This is a genomic window from Klebsiella sp. 141162, from assembly GCF_050600755.1.
In the GTDB taxonomy this organism is placed as follows: domain Bacteria; phylum Pseudomonadota; class Gammaproteobacteria; order Enterobacterales; family Enterobacteriaceae; genus Klebsiella; species Klebsiella aerogenes.
Genome location: NZ_JAQIRI010000001.1, coordinates 544,986 through 559,646, shown reverse-complemented (window position 1 = coordinate 559,646; position 14,661 = coordinate 544,986). Strand labels below are relative to the sequence as shown.

At 50.7% G+C, this 14,661-nt stretch carries 15 protein-coding genes; 5 read left to right on the top strand and 10 right to left on the bottom strand.

The features are described 5' to 3' along the window. Positions 1–39: 39 nt before the first annotated feature. Both uvrC and uvrY read right to left on the bottom strand, forming a co-directional pair. Positions 40–1,872, bottom strand: coding sequence for an excinuclease ABC subunit UvrC (gene uvrC, locus PGR23_RS02530; protein WP_047045524.1), 1,833 nt, complete (start codon positions 1,870–1,872; stop codon positions 40–42). Beyond that, positions 1,869–2,525 (bottom strand): UvrY/SirA/GacA family response regulator transcription factor, encoded by a 657-nt coding sequence (uvrY, locus tag PGR23_RS02525; protein ID WP_015705978.1) that lies wholly within the window; start codon positions 2,523–2,525, stop codon positions 1,869–1,871. The genes uvrC and uvrY overlap by 4 nt, the downstream gene beginning before the upstream one ends. A gap of 465 nt (positions 2,526–2,990) precedes the next feature. Here uvrY and PGR23_RS02520 point away from each other — a divergent pair, with 465 nt between their 5' ends. Then, the gene (locus PGR23_RS02520) at positions 2,991–3,215 is read left to right on the top strand and encodes a DUF2594 family protein (protein WP_015365908.1); all 225 of its coding nucleotides are present in this window, start codon (positions 2,991–2,993) and stop codon (positions 3,213–3,215) included. Positions 3,216–3,283: 68 nt separating this feature from the next. Here the strand turns inward: PGR23_RS02520 and sdiA are convergent, their stop codons facing one another. Beyond that, entirely contained in the window at positions 3,284–4,006 is a 723-nt protein-coding gene (sdiA, locus tag PGR23_RS02515; protein WP_045390253.1) for a transcriptional regulator SdiA, read from the bottom strand. A gap of 145 nt (positions 4,007–4,151) precedes the next feature. Here sdiA and PGR23_RS02510 point away from each other — a divergent pair, with 145 nt between their 5' ends. Then, positions 4,152–5,510 (top strand): CoA transferase, encoded by a 1,359-nt coding sequence (locus PGR23_RS02510; protein WP_396279559.1) that lies wholly within the window; start codon positions 4,152–4,154, stop codon positions 5,508–5,510. A 3-nt stretch (positions 5,511–5,513) separates the two neighbouring features. Here the strand turns inward: PGR23_RS02510 and tcyN are convergent, their stop codons facing one another. From tcyN to tcyJ, 4 genes are all read right to left on the bottom strand, one after another. Further along, complete coding sequence (tcyN, locus tag PGR23_RS02505) at positions 5,514–6,266, bottom strand: L-cystine ABC transporter ATP-binding protein TcyN (RefSeq protein ID WP_045390250.1); 753 nt, start codon at positions 6,264–6,266, stop codon at positions 5,514–5,516. Continuing rightward, on the bottom strand, positions 6,263–6,931 hold the full coding sequence (gene tcyL, locus PGR23_RS02500; protein ID WP_020078444.1) for a cystine ABC transporter permease: 669 nt from the start codon (positions 6,929–6,931) through the stop codon (positions 6,263–6,265). The genes tcyN and tcyL overlap by 4 nt, the downstream gene beginning before the upstream one ends. A 15-nt stretch (positions 6,932–6,946) precedes the next feature. After that, positions 6,947–7,933: a D-cysteine desulfhydrase gene (dcyD, locus tag PGR23_RS02495; RefSeq protein ID WP_316423101.1), complete on the bottom strand. Its 987-nt coding sequence runs from the start codon at positions 7,931–7,933 to the stop codon at positions 6,947–6,949. A 94-nt stretch (positions 7,934–8,027) separates the two neighbouring features. Further along, positions 8,028–8,828, bottom strand: coding sequence for a cystine ABC transporter substrate-binding protein (gene tcyJ / locus PGR23_RS02490; protein WP_045376245.1), 801 nt, complete (start codon positions 8,826–8,828; stop codon positions 8,028–8,030). A 201-nt stretch (positions 8,829–9,029) separates the two neighbouring features. Between tcyJ and amyA the strand changes: the two genes are divergently transcribed. Then, a complete protein-coding gene (gene amyA, locus PGR23_RS02485) occupies positions 9,030–10,517 on the top strand; it encodes an alpha-amylase (protein WP_047077744.1) in 1,488 nt (495 codons plus the stop codon). 39 nt (positions 10,518–10,556) lie between these two features. Here amyA and yedD read toward each other — a convergent pair whose 3' ends face one another. Then, positions 10,557–10,976 carry a lipoprotein YedD gene (gene yedD / locus PGR23_RS02480; RefSeq protein WP_396279558.1) on the bottom strand — a complete coding sequence of 140 codons (420 nt, stop codon included), beginning with the start codon at positions 10,974–10,976 and terminating at the stop codon, positions 10,557–10,559. Positions 10,977–11,431: 455 nt separating this feature from the next. On the opposite strand from yedD, the gene rcsA reads away from it, so the two are divergent. Next, a complete protein-coding gene (gene rcsA / locus PGR23_RS02475) occupies positions 11,432–12,064 on the top strand; it encodes a transcriptional regulator RcsA (protein ID WP_047045514.1) in 633 nt (210 codons plus the stop codon). Positions 12,065–12,105: 41 nt separating this feature from the next. Here rcsA and dsrB read toward each other — a convergent pair whose 3' ends face one another. After that, positions 12,106–12,294, bottom strand: a complete 189-nt coding sequence (gene dsrB / locus PGR23_RS02470) for a protein DsrB (protein WP_015365898.1) — start codon at positions 12,292–12,294, stop codon at positions 12,106–12,108. Positions 12,295–12,428: 134 nt separating this feature from the next. Between dsrB and yodD the strand changes: the two genes are divergently transcribed. Further along, positions 12,429–12,656: a YodD family peroxide/acid resistance protein gene (gene yodD, locus PGR23_RS02465; RefSeq protein WP_396280097.1), complete on the top strand. Its 228-nt coding sequence runs from the start codon at positions 12,429–12,431 to the stop codon at positions 12,654–12,656. A gap of 326 nt (positions 12,657–12,982) precedes the next feature. On the opposite strand, the gene dgcQ is transcribed toward yodD, so the two are convergent. Beyond that, positions 12,983–14,650, bottom strand: coding sequence for a cellulose biosynthesis regulator diguanylate cyclase DgcQ (dgcQ, locus tag PGR23_RS02460; RefSeq protein WP_047045512.1), 1,668 nt, complete (start codon positions 14,648–14,650; stop codon positions 12,983–12,985). Positions 14,651–14,661 lie beyond the last annotated feature (11 nt).

Below are 14,661 nucleotides of genomic sequence, written 5' to 3'. Positions count from 1 at the left end.
GTTGTAAGTGTAAATTAGCCCTATGGTGCTACAGAGCCCCTAATGTTTCAACGAGTAGAAGATCTTTTCTGCCAGTCCGTGAGATATCCCCGGTACTTGCGCAATTTCTTCTACACTGGCTTTCTGCAAACCCTGCAGACCACCCATATATTTCAACAACATCTGTCGGCGTTTCGGACCAACGCCGTCAATCGTTTCAAGAGTACTGGTACTTTTCACTTTTGCCCGTTTTTTGCGGTGCCCAGAGATAGCATGATCGTGCGACTCATCGCGAATGTGCTGGATAACATGTAAAGCAGGAGAATCCGGCGGCAGACTAAACCCCTCGCCTTCAGGTTCAAAGAATAATGTCTCCAGTCCGGCTTTACGATCGCTCCCCTTCGCTACTCCCAGCAGCAGCGGATGATTTTTGTCCCACGGTACATCCAGTTCGGCAAATACGGTTTTGGCCTGGCCAAGCTGGCCTTTACCGCCGTCGATCAGGATGACGTCCGGGATTTTGCTCTCTTCAATGGCTTTACCATAGCGGCGACGCAATACCTGATTCATTGCCGCGTAATCATCGCCAGGCGTAATACCGGTAATATTGTAGCGGCGGTATTCCGCCCGCAGCGGACCATTGCTATCAAACACCACACAGGAAGCTACGGTTTGCTCCCCCATGGTATGGCTGATATCAAAACACTCCATCCGCTTCACCGCAGGCAGTTTCAGTAACGTCGCCAGGGCCTGCAGACGCTGGCTGACCGTTGATTGCTGCGACAGTCTGGTGGTAAGCGCGACAGCGGCGTTGGTACGCGCCAGCTTCAAATAGCGCGCGCGATCGCCGCGGGGTTTGGTCTGCACATTCACCCGACGACCGGCAAGCTCGGAAAGCGAATCGGCAAGCAGGGTTTTATCGCCAAGGTTGAAATCGAGCAATATTTCCCCCGGCAGCGTTCGCATCTGGCTACCCTGCAGGTAGAACTGGCCTACGAAGGTTTCCACTACCTCCCCCAACTCAGTGCCACCCGGAACTTTCGGGAAATAACTGCGGCTACCGAGTACCTTACCCTGACGAATAAACAGCACATGCACACAGGCCATTCCGGCATCAAACGCCACGCCAATCACATCCAGGTCGTCGCCAGTATTGGAAACAAACTGTTTCTCCGTCACCCGACGTACCGCCTGAATCTGATCGCGGATACGGGCGGCTTCTTCAAATTCAAGCGCCTGACTGGCCTTTTCCATACGGGCAATTAGCTGGGTCAATACCTGATCGTCCTTGCCAGCAAGGAACAGGCGCACATATTCCACCTGCTGTTCGTACTCTTCTTCACTCACCAACCCGGCGACGCATGGCCCTAAACAACGACCAATTTGATATTGCAGACAGGGACGCGAACGGTTGCGATAGACGCTGTTTTCACACTGGCGAATGGGGAAGATTTTTTGCAGCAGCGCGAGCGTCTCGCGGACGGCATAACCGTTAGGGAACGGGCCAAAATATTCGCCTTTGGCGTGTTTAGCGCCGCGGTGCATCGCCAGTCGTGGATGGGTGTCGCCGCTGAGAAAAATAAAAGGATAGGATTTATCGTCGCGCAACAGCACGTTGTAACGTGGCTGGTACAGCTTAATATAGTTATGCTCAAGCAGTAGCGCTTCCGTTTCGGTATGAGTAACGGTTACGTCAATTTGCGCGATCAACGCCACCAGAGCCTCGGTTTTACGCGAAGCCAGGTTGCTGCGAAAATAGCTGCTAAGCCGCTTTTTCAGATCTTTGGCTTTACCAACATAAATGACGGTACCGCCGGCATCATACATACGATAAACGCCCGGTTGGCTGGTAACCGTCTTGAGGAAAGCTTTTGCGTCAAAAACATCACTCACTGACTTGCTAACGACTCCGCATTGCACAGGCCATGGCGAATTGCCAGGTGAGTAAGCTCCACGTCGCCATGAATGTTTAGTTTACTGAACATTCGGTAACGATAGCTATTCACCGTCTTGGGACTCAGGTTTAACTGTTCTGAGATCTCATTGACCTTTTGGCCCTTGGTGATCATCAGCATAATCTGCAATTCGCGTTCAGACAAACTGGCAAACGGCGATTCCGTTTTTTCCGGTTCAATCTGACTGAGCGCCATCTGTTGGGCAATATCGGAAGCGATATAACGCTGACCCGAAGCAACGCAACGAATCGCATTTACCACTTCCTGCGGGGCTGCGCCTTTGCTTAAGTAACCGGCGGCGCCAGCTTGCATAACCTTCGCAGGCAGCGGATTCTCAGTATGCACGGTCAACATGATCACTTTGGTATCGACAATAGAGCGCGCAATTTTACGCGTCGCTTCAAGCCCCCCGATACCCGGCATGTTCATATCCATCAGGACGACGTCCACAGGATTCGCACGGCACCACTTCACGGCATCCTCGCCGCAGCAGGCCTCACCGACAACTTTAATCCCTTTTATATCTTCCAGAATGCGTCGTATCCCTGCGCGCACTAGTTCGTGGTCATCAACAAGAAGTACGTTGATCAAAGGAATAATCTCCAGAATTAGGGATAACGCTACTGATAGTTTATCTCACATATATTACCGGGTTTTATCGTAACTTTAAAAGCCCAAAAAGTGTCCTGGAGAAGATTTCTATCCCATTCATGGCAATTTGTCTCCACACCAGGTGGAAACCTATACAGAACATATAGTTGGATTATGTTTCTTTTTTAACATTCCCCCTACAGAAGGAGCAAAAAAAGCAACAGAACAGCTCGCGGATAAATACGGTTCGAAGGATGTAACAATAATTAACTTCTCCCAAAAACAGCGGCAAAAATTAACGACGACCGTTAAGATGAACAGATATTATTCAGTAAATTTAACCGCTCAGCGCCCGAAACCTGGAACACAAATCACGCGCTCCTTTTTTTTCTACTGCTTGTGGTATACTGCGCCGCCTTAACATTTAGTATTGCGCAACAGCGCCGATAGCAAACGAGGATATCGATGAGCACACCAGATTTTTCCACTGCAGAAAATAATCAACAACTGGCGCAGGAAGTCTCCTGCCTGAAAGCGCTACTGACGCTAATGCTTCAGGCTATGGGCCAGGCGGACGCAGGCCGCGTGATTATTAAAATGGAAAAACAAATCGCGCAGATGGAAGATGAGGCTCAGGCTGCCGTATTCTCCAGCACCGTTAAGCAAATTAAACAAGCTTACCGTCAGTAAGAAAGGACCGGCTGAAAGTTATCACTGACAGCCGGTTTCACGTCTGACACGCAGAACGAACGATTCGCTCAAATTAATCCTGTTGCGACGGCATAACAGGCGATTTGCGTTTTGTTGGGCGCGTTAAATTTGCGCTGCATATTCTTCTGATGAAAATTGACCGTATTTTCTGAAATAGACAATATCATCGCCACCTCGGCGGAAGTTTTCCCTTCTGCGGTCCATTTGAGAATCTCCAGTTCGCGTCGGCTAAACTTCATCTCCGGCGGCATTACCATCTCATCCTCCAGCCGCAACAGCGCCAGCAGGCTGAGTTCGGTGAGCGTTCTCAGGCGCAATTCTAATTCGTCCTCCTGATAAGAACCCGGTTGCGCATTTTTCGCGGAAACCGATAAGAAGCCCAACGCATGATTTGGCAAGGTAAGACACTGCGTCACACCTTTATTTAAACCATGATCGCGCGCGCCATTCCATAATTCCGGCGTATCGCAAAAGAGCTGGTCATTCCACGGCAAATGCCCACGGAGAAAATTTTCTCTGCGCAATACCGGGTCAACAGCAAAATAATTCTCTGCCTGATAATGAGACATCCAGGCCTGAGGATAAGTTGATTGCAGCGTGAGTTTCGGACGCGTAAAAGGCACCGGATGGCGCACACAAAGTGCGTAGTAGTCGTATTCCAGCGCCTCTGTTTGTTGCTGGAGCAGGTTATAAACCGAATCCCCATCATGAGTTGACTGGAATTGTTGCAGCATTTCCCGCCGCCAGCTGAAAAAATCAATGTCCCTCATAACCTACCAAATAACCCCTGATTGATAATCATTATTATAAATACATAAAACTAACACATAAATCTTATTTATATGTATAAAATAACGTAGCCATCGCATTATTCGATTTTCGCTGACGATTATTTATCGAACTCTGGAGGAAAATATGCTCTCGCCGTCCTCGTCTATGCAGCTCTTTTCCCGGATGTGGCAAGACTTTAGCGCAAGCCCTGTCCCGCCAATCGAGTTCCGCCACCCAGGGGCTTTATCTTCTTGTTTTGCTGTCAGTGATTTTGCTGCCGCCTCAATGGGGATCGCCGCCGCTTACCTTACCCGCTTGTGCTCATCATCCGCCACGCCAATAGTGGATCGCCGGCTCGCGTCATATTGGTTTTCAGCCAGCGCCAAGCCGCACAATCGGCCAATACAGCAGCTTTGGGATCCATTAGCGGGAGATTATCAAACGGAAGATGGATGGATCCGACTGCATACGAATGCCGCCCATCACAGAATCGCCGTGGCGCAGATTCTGGGGCAACATGCGACGCGGAAAATGCTGGCTCAACAAGTTCGTCAATGGCGCTCGCATGCGTTGGAACAAGCGGTGGTGGAAAATGGCGGTTGCGCGGCGGCGATGCGCAGCGCGGAAGAGTGGCGAGCCCATCCGCAAGGCATCGCCGTCAGCCGGCAGCCGCTGCTGATAGAAGCAGATTTACCGCCGGGACCGTCGGTTGTTTGGCCTCTCTCCTCCTCCCGTCCTTTGTCAGGAATCAGGATACTGGATTTAACCCGGATTATTGCTGGCCCAGTCGCAACACGTTTTCTCGCGGGATTAGGCGCTGATGTATTACGTATCGATCCGGTCGACTGGCATGAACCCACGCTCGAAGAAGAGATTACGCTGGGTAAGCGCTGCGCCCGATTGAATATAAAAAAACAAATCGATAAGCAACATTTAATCACGTTACTCTCGCAAGCCGACGTCATTGTTCACGGTTACCGCGCTGACGCGTTGGATGCGCTAGGCCTTGATTGTCATACCAGAGCCGCTTTATCGCCGGGAATTGTTGATGTTTCATTGAATGCCTGGGGATGGGGGGGGCCATGGAGAAACCGACGTGGTTTCGACAGTCTGGTGCAAATGGCCTGTGGTATCGCTCATGCCGGTCAACGCTGGCGCGACGCGGATAAACCAATCCCGCTTCCGGTACAAGCCTTAGACCACGCGACGGGGTATCTGATGGCTGCTGCGGTATTAAAAGGGATAGGACAACGCATAGAGAGCGGCAAAGGTTATCGTGCGCGGCTGTCATTGGCGCGCGTCGCCGCCACCCTGATGGAGTGGCCAGGCGCACGGCATGAGATGCCTTTCGCGCCGCTGCAACGTCGTGATTTTCAACCTGCGATGGAATGGTCGACATTTGGTCTGGCTGAACGGCTCACATTTCCCATCCGCCTGTCGGGTACGCCCATTATCTGGTCACGACCGCCCTGCCGTTTAGGGTCGGCCGCGCCAGAATGGTAACATTTACTGCATTAAAAATTTCTCAAGGAACTGACGCGTCCGCGGCTGCTGAGGATTAGCAAATAGCTCTCTGGCCTTACCTTGTTCGACGATACGTCCCTGATCCATGAAAATGGCGCGATCGGCGACATCACGAGCGAAGCTCATCTCATGGGTCACAATAACCATGGTACGTTTCTCCTGCGCCAGCTGGCGTATGGTGTTGAGCACCTCGCCCACCAACTCAGGATCCAATGCAGAAGTCGGCTCATCAAAAAGGATAACGTCCGGGCGCATTGCTAACGCGCGGGCAATTGCCACACGCTGCTGCTGCCCGCCGGATAAACGACGCGGATAGCTATTTTCTTTTCCCGACAACCCCACCTTTGCCAGCAGCTCACGCGCCAGAGAAATGGCCTCGTTCTTATCTTCGCCTTTTACGATAACCGGCCCTTCAATAATATTTTCCAGCACCGTACGATGCGGAAACAGATTGAAGTTCTGAAACACAAAGCCAACATGCTGACGCAGGCGGCGGATCAACCCTTTTTGCTGGCTAATACTACGCGACGTATCGATAGTCACATCACCCACGCGAATGGTACCGCTTTCGGGGTGCTCAAGCAGGTTAATGCTGCGCAACAGCGTGGTTTTACCGGAGCCGCTAGGACCGATAATTGCCACCACTTCCCCTTCCTGAACCTCGAGATCGATACCGTGCAGCACGGTCTGCCCGTGGAATTTCTTCACCAGTTTTTTGACTTCAATCGCACTCATTTTGGATCACGCTCCTGGCGATTCAGCTGATTTTCAAAATAATTCTGCAAGGTTGAGAGTACGGTCGCCATCACCCAATAGATCAGCGAGGCGGCCAGATACATCGTAAAGACCTCCAGCGTACGCGAGGTAATTAACTGCGCCTGACGGAACAGTTCCGGTACCTGAATCGTCGCCGCCAGCGAAGTATCTTTGACGAGGCTGATAAAGCTGTTAGAGAGCGGCGGCAGCGCCACGCGGGCAGCCTGGGGTAAAATAGCCCGTCGCAAGGTCTGCCACGGCGTCATACCGATACTCGCTGCCGCTTCCCACTGCCCTTTATCTATAGAGGCAATTGCCGCTCGCAACGTTTCCGCCGCATAGGCCGCGGTATTCAATGACAGGCCAATCATCGCCGCCGGAATAGGATCCAACTCAATGCCGAACTGCGGCAGACCGTAATAGATCATAAACAGTTGAGCAATCAACGGAGTTCCGCGGAAAATGGAGATATACATCCGCGCCAGCCATCTGATCGGCCAGATGGACGACATGCGCATCAGTGCGAGGATAAAGCCCAGCAGCAGACCAAAGAACATGCCGCCGATGCTCAGTTGTAACGTAAAAACCGCGCCCTTTAACAGGTATGGTGCGGAATCAATGACCAGTTGGATACTTTCGTGCATTCTATTAATTCTGCATTAGACGTGCGGATGATAAGCAAACAGCGCTGGTGCGCCGCCAGTATGGATAAACAGAATCGGCCCCTCATCCTTAAAGCGATTCTGATTAATGCCGTCAATCAGACCGGCCATAGCCTTGCCGGTGTAGACGGGATCCAGCAGGATACCTTCCAGCTGCGCCAGTAGTTTCACCGCTTCCAGGCCTTCTTCATTGGGCGTACCGTATCCGGGAGCGAAATAATCATCCCACAAGGTAATTTCCGCTTTGGCCTGTAATTCAAGGCTATTCGCGACGGCTTGCTGCAGCGCAACCACTTTCGGCAACTGCTCGGCAACGCTACGTGACACGGTCACCCCAATTAATTCTGCGTTCGGCATTAGCTGTTCCAGGCCAACGGCTAGCCCTGCGTGAGTACCCGCGCTACCGGAGGCGACCACTACCGAGGAGATCTCCACCGCCCCTTCACACTGCTGGGCGATTTCCAGCGCGCTTTCGACATACCCCAACGCGCCAAGGGCGTTAGAACCGCCAACCGGAATGACATAAGGGCGATACCCCTGCGCTTCAATACGAGTCGCCAGCTCCTCAAGCTGCGCGTTAGAATCGGTCAATGCATCGCACATCTCGACCTGAGTATTGAACAGATCCAGCAGCAGGCGGTTACCGTTGGTCAGATAATTTTCAGCACGAGTGCCTATCGGATTTTCCAACAGCGCGACGCAGTGCAGACCCAGTTTCGCGGCGACGGCCGCCGTCTGACGCACATGGTTGGACTGAATGGCTCCAGCGGTAATCAGCGTATCAGCGCCCTCGCGCAGCGCATCAGCGGCAAGAAATTCCAGCTTGCGCAGTTTATTTCCGCCCATCGCCATGGGGGTAACATCATCACGTTTAATAAATATATCCCGCCCGAGATGATCGGACAGGCGCGGTAGATATTCGAGCGGCGTCGGCGCGCCAATAAATTCCAGGCGCGGAAAACGCGTTAAATTTTGTAGTGACATGGCACCTCCAGACTCAGTTATCCTTATTATGCACGCAGTTGCGTGCGAAATAAAAAAAGGCGCCATTATCAGCGCCTTTTTTCATCTGCAGACGTTACTTAGTGACGTCAGCACCAAACCATTTTTCTGAAAGCGCCTTCAGGCTACCATCTTTCTGCATATCGGCAATGGCGGTGTCCACCGCTTTCAGCAGATCTTCATTACCTTTACGCAACGCCACGCCGGATTCCTGACGGGAGAATGCTTCACCGGTTACGGCCAGGGTATTGTTGGTTTTCTTCACTAAATCCAACGCTGCCAGGCGATCGACCAGAATAGCGTCAATACGGCCTACGCGCAGGTCCTGATATTTTGTCGGGTCATCATCGTAGGTACGAATATCAACGCCCTGTACATTCTGGCGCAGCCACTCTTCATAATTGGTGCCCAGGCCAACGCCGACTTTTTTGCCTTTCAGGTCCGCTGCGGTTTTAATCACGCCTTCGTTACCCTTTTTCACCAGCGCCTGAATACCAGAAATAGTATACGGGGTGGAGAAGTCGTATTTTTTCTTACGCTGGTCGGAAATAGTGACCTGGTTAATCACCACATCAATTCGTTTGGAATCAAGTGAAGCCAGCATACCGTCCCATTTAGTAGGTTTGAGGTCCGCTTTCACACCGATGTGTTTCGCCAGCTCATTGGCAAACTCAACTTCAAAACCGGTCAGTTTGCCATCATCACCTTGATAACTAAATGGCGGGTATGTGCCCTCCAGGCCAACGCGCAGCGTGCCGCGCTCTTTGACCTGATTAAGCAGATTTTCAGCGGCGAAAGTTTTCACGCTCACACCAGCCATCAATGCTACGGCCATTGCGCCCATCAGCGCCTGACGACCCAGAAGTGCTAGTTTCATAGATACCCCGAATATGATGAGATTTTCGTGTAGTGTAAGGCGTTTAGCAGTAGCCTACCAACATCTATCCGCTACATCTTATGCCAATTTATTATATATGCAGCCATTTAGGGTATAGCGAAAAAGCAACGAAATTATTCATATTTGCCAGTTATCTCCCATACTGCAAAGGTCAGCTTGATGACGCCAGGAGCATGGAAGATGAAAAATCCCACGTTGTTGCAATGTTTTCATTGGTATTACCCGGAAGGTGGCGAGCTATGGCGGGAAGTAGAAGCCCTTGCGCCAAATCTTAACGAAATTGGCATTAATATGATTTGGTTGCCGCCCGCCTATAAGGGTGCCTCCGGCGGTTATTCGGTTGGCTATGATAGCTACGATCTTTTCGACCTCGGGGAATTCGATCAGAAAGGATCGGTTGCCACCAAATATGGCGATAAGGCCCAGTTATTGGCGGCAATTAAGGCGCTAAAAGAGCATCAAATTGCCGTCCTACTTGATGTCGTCGTTAATCATAAGATGGGCGCCGATGAGAAAGAACGCATTCGCGTACAACGCGTTGATGAACAGGACCGCACGCAAATTTCGGAAGAAATCATCGAATGTGAAGCCTGGACTCGCTATACCTTCCCTGCCCGTGGTGGACAATATTCACAATTCATCTGGGACTATAAATGTTTTAGCGGTATCGACCATATCGAAAATCCCGATGAAGATGGCGTATTCAAGGTGGTTAATGACTACACCGGCGAAGGCTGGAACGATCAGGTCGACGATGAAATGGGCAACTTCGATTATCTCATGGGCGAAAATATCGATTTCCGCAACCATGCCGTCACCGAGGAGATAAAATACTGGGCCCGCTGGGTCATTGAACAGACTGGCTGCGATGGTTTTCGCCTTGATGCCGTCAAACATATTCCGGCATGGTTTTATAAAGAGTGGATTGAGCACGTACAGAGTTCCAGCGAAAAACCACTCTTTATTGTTGCCGAATACTGGTCGCATGAGGTGGATAAACTACAGCAGTATATCGATCTTGTAGACGGTAATACCATGCTGTTTGATGCACCACTGCAGATGAAATTCCATGAAGCCTCACGTCAGGGGCGCGATTACGACATGAGTCAAATCTTTACCGGCACGCTGGTTGAAGCCGATCCCTTCCATGCGGTTACGTTGGTGACGAATCATGACACTCAACCGCTTCAGGCGTTGGAAGCGCCGGTCGAAGCCTGGTTTAAGCCGCTAGCCTATGCGCTGATTTTACTGCGTGAAAACGGTGTTCCCTCGGTATTTTACGCCGACCTGTTCGGCGCAAGCTATGAAGATACCGGTGGAGATGGCCAGACTTACGCCATCGAGATGCCGGTTATCGAGCAACTTCATGAGCTCATCGACGCCCGTCAGCGTTTCGCCCACGGCGTACAAACGCTGTGGTTCGATCACCCTAACTGTATTGCCTTTAGCCGCAGCGGTACCGATGAGCACCCGGGCTGCGTGGTGGTACTTTCTAACGGCGATGATGGCGAGAAAACGCTGCCGCTTGGCGAGAATTACGCCAATAAACGCTGGAAGGATTTTCTTAATAATCGCCAGGAGATGATTGAAACCGACGACGAGGGCAATGCCGTATTTACCTGTAACGCTGGTAGCGTCAGCGTCTGGGTCATTGAAGAGGTGCTTTAAAGCACACGGGCCGGCTTAAGCCGGCCCGCCAAAAATCGATTATGGCGCGGTTTTACTCGCCGCCTGGTTCTTTTTCCAGGCCTCTTCGCACTCCGGCGTTAAGCGCTCGACGCGGGTTAACGTCATTCGGTCATATTCCAGCGTATTTCCATTACGTTCAATAGGATAAATATCAAGGCTGCTGGTCACATTGTAGACCTGGTCATCGCGGTTCATTAATTTACCCGGCTCAGCAATCACCCGCTGCCACTGACGGCAATCGAGGGTATCCCCGTCTTTAGTGACGATAAACGTCGCAATCGCCTCAGGGCTTACCATCACGCTTTGCGGTCCCTTCGATTGCCAGAACCCTTCCAACCCTGCAGGCGCTGGCGCTTTAACCACTGCCTGATAGGTATCAACCTGTACGCATCCGGCCAAAGCAAGCAGCGCGCCAGCCATAACAATCTTTTTCATCATCCATCCCACAAACCGATAAAAAAGTATTGTGGCATTAAAGCGTTAAGGCCGCCACCCCTGCACGATGTGCCCGTTGCTTAACCTCACCGCCAATCCCGGCATTTACTCTTACCGATTATTATTAGTTGTATGAAACATGAATGAAAAATGCATTTTTTGAATACAACACCGATAACATCCATTTAATTGACTGCCGCCTCATAAGGATAATCCGAAAATAAATTGAAATAGTCGCGACGCCATGCCCCAGCGCCGGGCATTATTACTGTCAGGAACTGATTATTCTTTTTCTATGGCTTTACTTTAAGAATATTCCTGGCAAATTATGAGTATTATTAGCAAATAGTTTAGTCTGGCTAATGCTTTCCGCATAAAGTCAGGCGTTATAAAAATGGACTTCATCACACGGCCAGGCGCCAGATGAATTATCGTTACGTGTTGATTGAGGATGGGTCATGTCAACGATTATCATGGATTTGTGCAGCTATACCCGGCTAGGTTTAACCGGATATCTGGCAAGCCGGGGAATAAAGAAGCGCGATATCATTGAGGTGCGTAGTGCACTAAGTTTGAAGGAGCGCTGCGAATCACTGCGTCCGGCGGTTGTGTTTCTCAACGAGGACTGTTTTATACATCACGAAGAGAGCAACCAACTTATCCGCGACATCATTACCACCAACCCCGATACCTTATTTGTTATTTTTATGTCCCTGGCAAACATCCATTTTGACCACTATTTACTTGTGCGTAAGAATCTACTTATCAGTTCAAAATCGCTAACGCCGAAAGACCTTGATAACATTCTGGGTAATTATCTACAAACCGATACCGCCAATAATCTAAACCAATTACGCACCCGCATTCCTACTTTATCGCTCAGTCAGGCAGAATCGAATATGCTGCAGATGTGGATGGCCGGGCACGCGACTTCACATATTTCAAGACAGATGAATATCAAAGCAAAAACCGTCTCGTCACATAAAGGTAATATTAAGAAAAAGATCCAGACGCATAATAAACAGGTGATTTATCATATTGTTCGATTGGCTGAAAACATTACTTCCGGCATTTACGTCAATATGCGCTGATGGCAAACTGGCGGGTATCGCCGCCAGTTTCTGAATCGGGCCTACTCAGCTTTCTCAACAAAAATGCCGTCCGGGTGCCCCACTTCATTGAAAAACCAGATCCCCAGCGGGTAGTCTTCCAACGCCACAAGATACATGGTTCCTTCACTAAACGACTCAATTGCCAGTACTACCCCCGAACGACGTGGGCCACCGTCGGTCTTTACCGTGACACGATCGTTTACCTGCATAACTCGCCTCCTCTCGTTTTGAGCCAGTGTAGAACAAAACCTGCCTTCACGCAGCGTTCAGCCAGCGCAACTGGCGTTTTTATAGACCGTCTATACTTAAAGAGGCCCTGTCAGAGCCGAGCGAGGTAGTGATGATGAAATCCGCTAAAGACCGCGGTGTGACGAATACAGACGGGATTGACGTTAATGTCGATGCCCTGCTGGCGGCGATCAATGAGATAAGCGAAAGCGAAGTGCATCGTAGCGAAAATGATCCGCACCATGTCAGTATCGATGGTCGTAACGAACACACCTGGCGCGAGCTGGCTGAAGCTTTTGAGCTTGATATTCATGACTTTAGCGTTACTGAAGCCAATCGCTAAGCATAGGTGAAAAAAATCCCGACTCGCAGGAGTCGGGATCAAACTTGCTAATGCAAGAAGCACTTGAAAATTCGTTACACCGGGAAATCCGATGCATGGAAGACATTATCCTCAATTATTTTGCATGACAAGAAGTATTGATGATGAGAATTATTGAGAAATGCGGCTTATACGTACATCCAATTTAATAACCCAGGCGTGACAAGGCTTGCCCCTTATCGTTCTGTTACGGACGGTGCGGCGAAGCGGTGAGTTTTTTAGGAATTTTCCTATGCCGAACAATATCAACGCTGCAGAAAAGGTGAGCAATTTCACATTATCGAGTCCTATCCAGCCGAACAAACCCGGTTACGTCCATTCTGCTTAGCCAAATAGAGGCGATGATCGGCAATCGACTGCAGCTCCTCAAAGTTAAACTCCTCTGATATCTCGCTACTACTAACCCCCAGCGAGGCGCTGATCCGCAGACTAACGCTGTTGTGCAATAATATCTCCCGGCTATGGATACGCAGACGAATACGCTCAGCAATCGCGCGTGCTTGCGACAGTTGCGTGTTGGGTAGAACGATACAGAACTCTTCGCCGCCAACGCGGCCGGCAATATCCTCCTCGCGGATCTGCCCCATAATGGTGCTTCCCACCAGCGTTAAAACGCGGTCTCCGGCCTGGTGTCCGTGTTTATCATTAATACCTTTAAAATAATCCAGATCCAGCTGAATGACGGATATGGGCTGATTATTCCGCCGGCAGTTTCGGGCCGCCGCAATCGCCCTCTCAAACAGGGCGCCGCGATTTAACAGCCGTGTTAAAGCATCATGCCAGGCCTGCCATTCAAGCGACGCCTGTAACACGCTCATATTGATGACCATACGGCGGATAACCAACCAGGACACGATCAGCATGAGGGTAAACATTAACCACATCAGGGTCAGGGCGATGGAAATCGTCCCGAAATCACCACGCACGCCCTCCTTCAGGGTATGAATATGCAATAGTAGGCCGTCAAAGTTACGGATCTTTTCCCAACTGATATAGCGGGTTAACTGGCGTATGCCACCATGGTTATCATTGGCCAACGCATAGCGCAGTTTTTCTTGTTCCTCGGGCGAGAGCGGCGTCAGCACATCATCCGGCGCCGAAGAGGCCAGCAAGTTGAGCTGCTTGTCATACAGCTGATACTCGCCCATCTGCCCTCCTTTTACCGCACTGACGAGAAAATTCTGCAGGTCGCGGATGGAAAAATCCATCGCCAGCACGCCCAGCCAGTAGTGCTCATAATCCAGAGGAATCGAGGCCGTAACCACCTGCGGTTGCGTATACCCATCTTCCTGCTGGGTGGTTTGCCAGAGGATCCCTCGCCCCGGATTATCACGCTGGGTTTGCCGCATAAACCATGCTGACCCCGTATCTCGCGAAAACTGCGCCAGCACCTGGCTTGAACTGCGCGGAGCATCGGTGGTGGTGTAAAAGCCGCTGCGAGAAACGTAGGACATACGCTCGCTGAAGATTCGGTTATTGTTGGTCAAACGCAGAAGATAGCCAAGCTCAAGGGTAGCCATCAATTCATTGCTGGCCTGAGGATTGTTACGCGACAACAGGTCATCAGCGTCGACAAAAGAATCGGAGACTCCGTATACCGTCAGGGTACGCCGGTTGTTTAGCTCGACTGACCAGATAGGATCGTGACGTTTACTGATGTACTCCTGCTCGGCCCGGCGCAGAATGGCGAAATCCAGCGGGTTCTCCAGCGCCGATTGCATGCTGTTGCGGAAAAAGAGCAGCCGATTAAGATTAAATTGCAACAGCCCATCCATTTCATGGGCCACGTTCTCAAGATTATTACGTTGATTGGCGACGTAGGCCTCTTCCAGTACCCGGATTTCTCGCCAGATGAGTAACGTAGAAAAGAACAGCACCACGATGAAACAGATATTAACCACACGCCCCGGATTGAAGAGGCGACGGAACTTTTTTGGCCACAGCGGCTTATCCATTATTTACTCGC

Bases quoted from the DNA above. Each gene is read 5' to 3' on its own strand.
- PGR23_RS02510 (WP_396279559.1), top strand. From the start codon at position 4,152: ATGCTCTCGCCGTCCTCGTCTATGCAGCTCTTTTCCCGGATGTGGCAA.
- rcsA (WP_047045514.1), top strand. From the start codon at position 11,432: ATGTCAACGATTATCATGGATTTGTGCAGCTATACCCGGCTAGGTTTA.
- sdiA (WP_045390253.1), bottom strand. From the start codon at position 4,006: ATGAGGGACATTGATTTTTTCAGCTGGCGGCGGGAAATGCTGCAACAA.
- dcyD (WP_316423101.1), bottom strand. From the start codon at position 7,933: ATGTCACTACAAAATTTAACGCGTTTTCCGCGCCTGGAATTTATTGGC.
- dsrB (WP_015365898.1), bottom strand. From the start codon at position 12,294: ATGCAGGTAAACGATCGTGTCACGGTAAAGACCGACGGTGGCCCACGT.
- tcyN (WP_045390250.1), bottom strand. From the start codon at position 6,266: ATGAGTGCGATTGAAGTCAAAAAACTGGTGAAGAAATTCCACGGGCAG.
- tcyJ (WP_045376245.1), bottom strand. From the start codon at position 8,828: ATGAAACTAGCACTTCTGGGTCGTCAGGCGCTGATGGGCGCAATGGCC.
- PGR23_RS02520 (WP_015365908.1), top strand. From the start codon at position 2,991: ATGAGCACACCAGATTTTTCCACTGCAGAAAATAATCAACAACTGGCG.
- yedD (WP_396279558.1), bottom strand. From the start codon at position 10,976: ATGATGAAAAAGATTGTTATGGCTGGCGCGCTGCTTGCTTTGGCCGGA.
- amyA (WP_047077744.1), top strand. From the start codon at position 9,030: ATGAAAAATCCCACGTTGTTGCAATGTTTTCATTGGTATTACCCGGAA.
- tcyL (WP_020078444.1), bottom strand. From the start codon at position 6,931: ATGCACGAAAGTATCCAACTGGTCATTGATTCCGCACCATACCTGTTA.
- dgcQ (WP_047045512.1), bottom strand. From the start codon at position 14,650: ATGGATAAGCCGCTGTGGCCAAAAAAGTTCCGTCGCCTCTTCAATCCG.
- yodD (WP_396280097.1), top strand. From the start codon at position 12,429: ATGAAATCCGCTAAAGACCGCGGTGTGACGAATACAGACGGGATTGAC.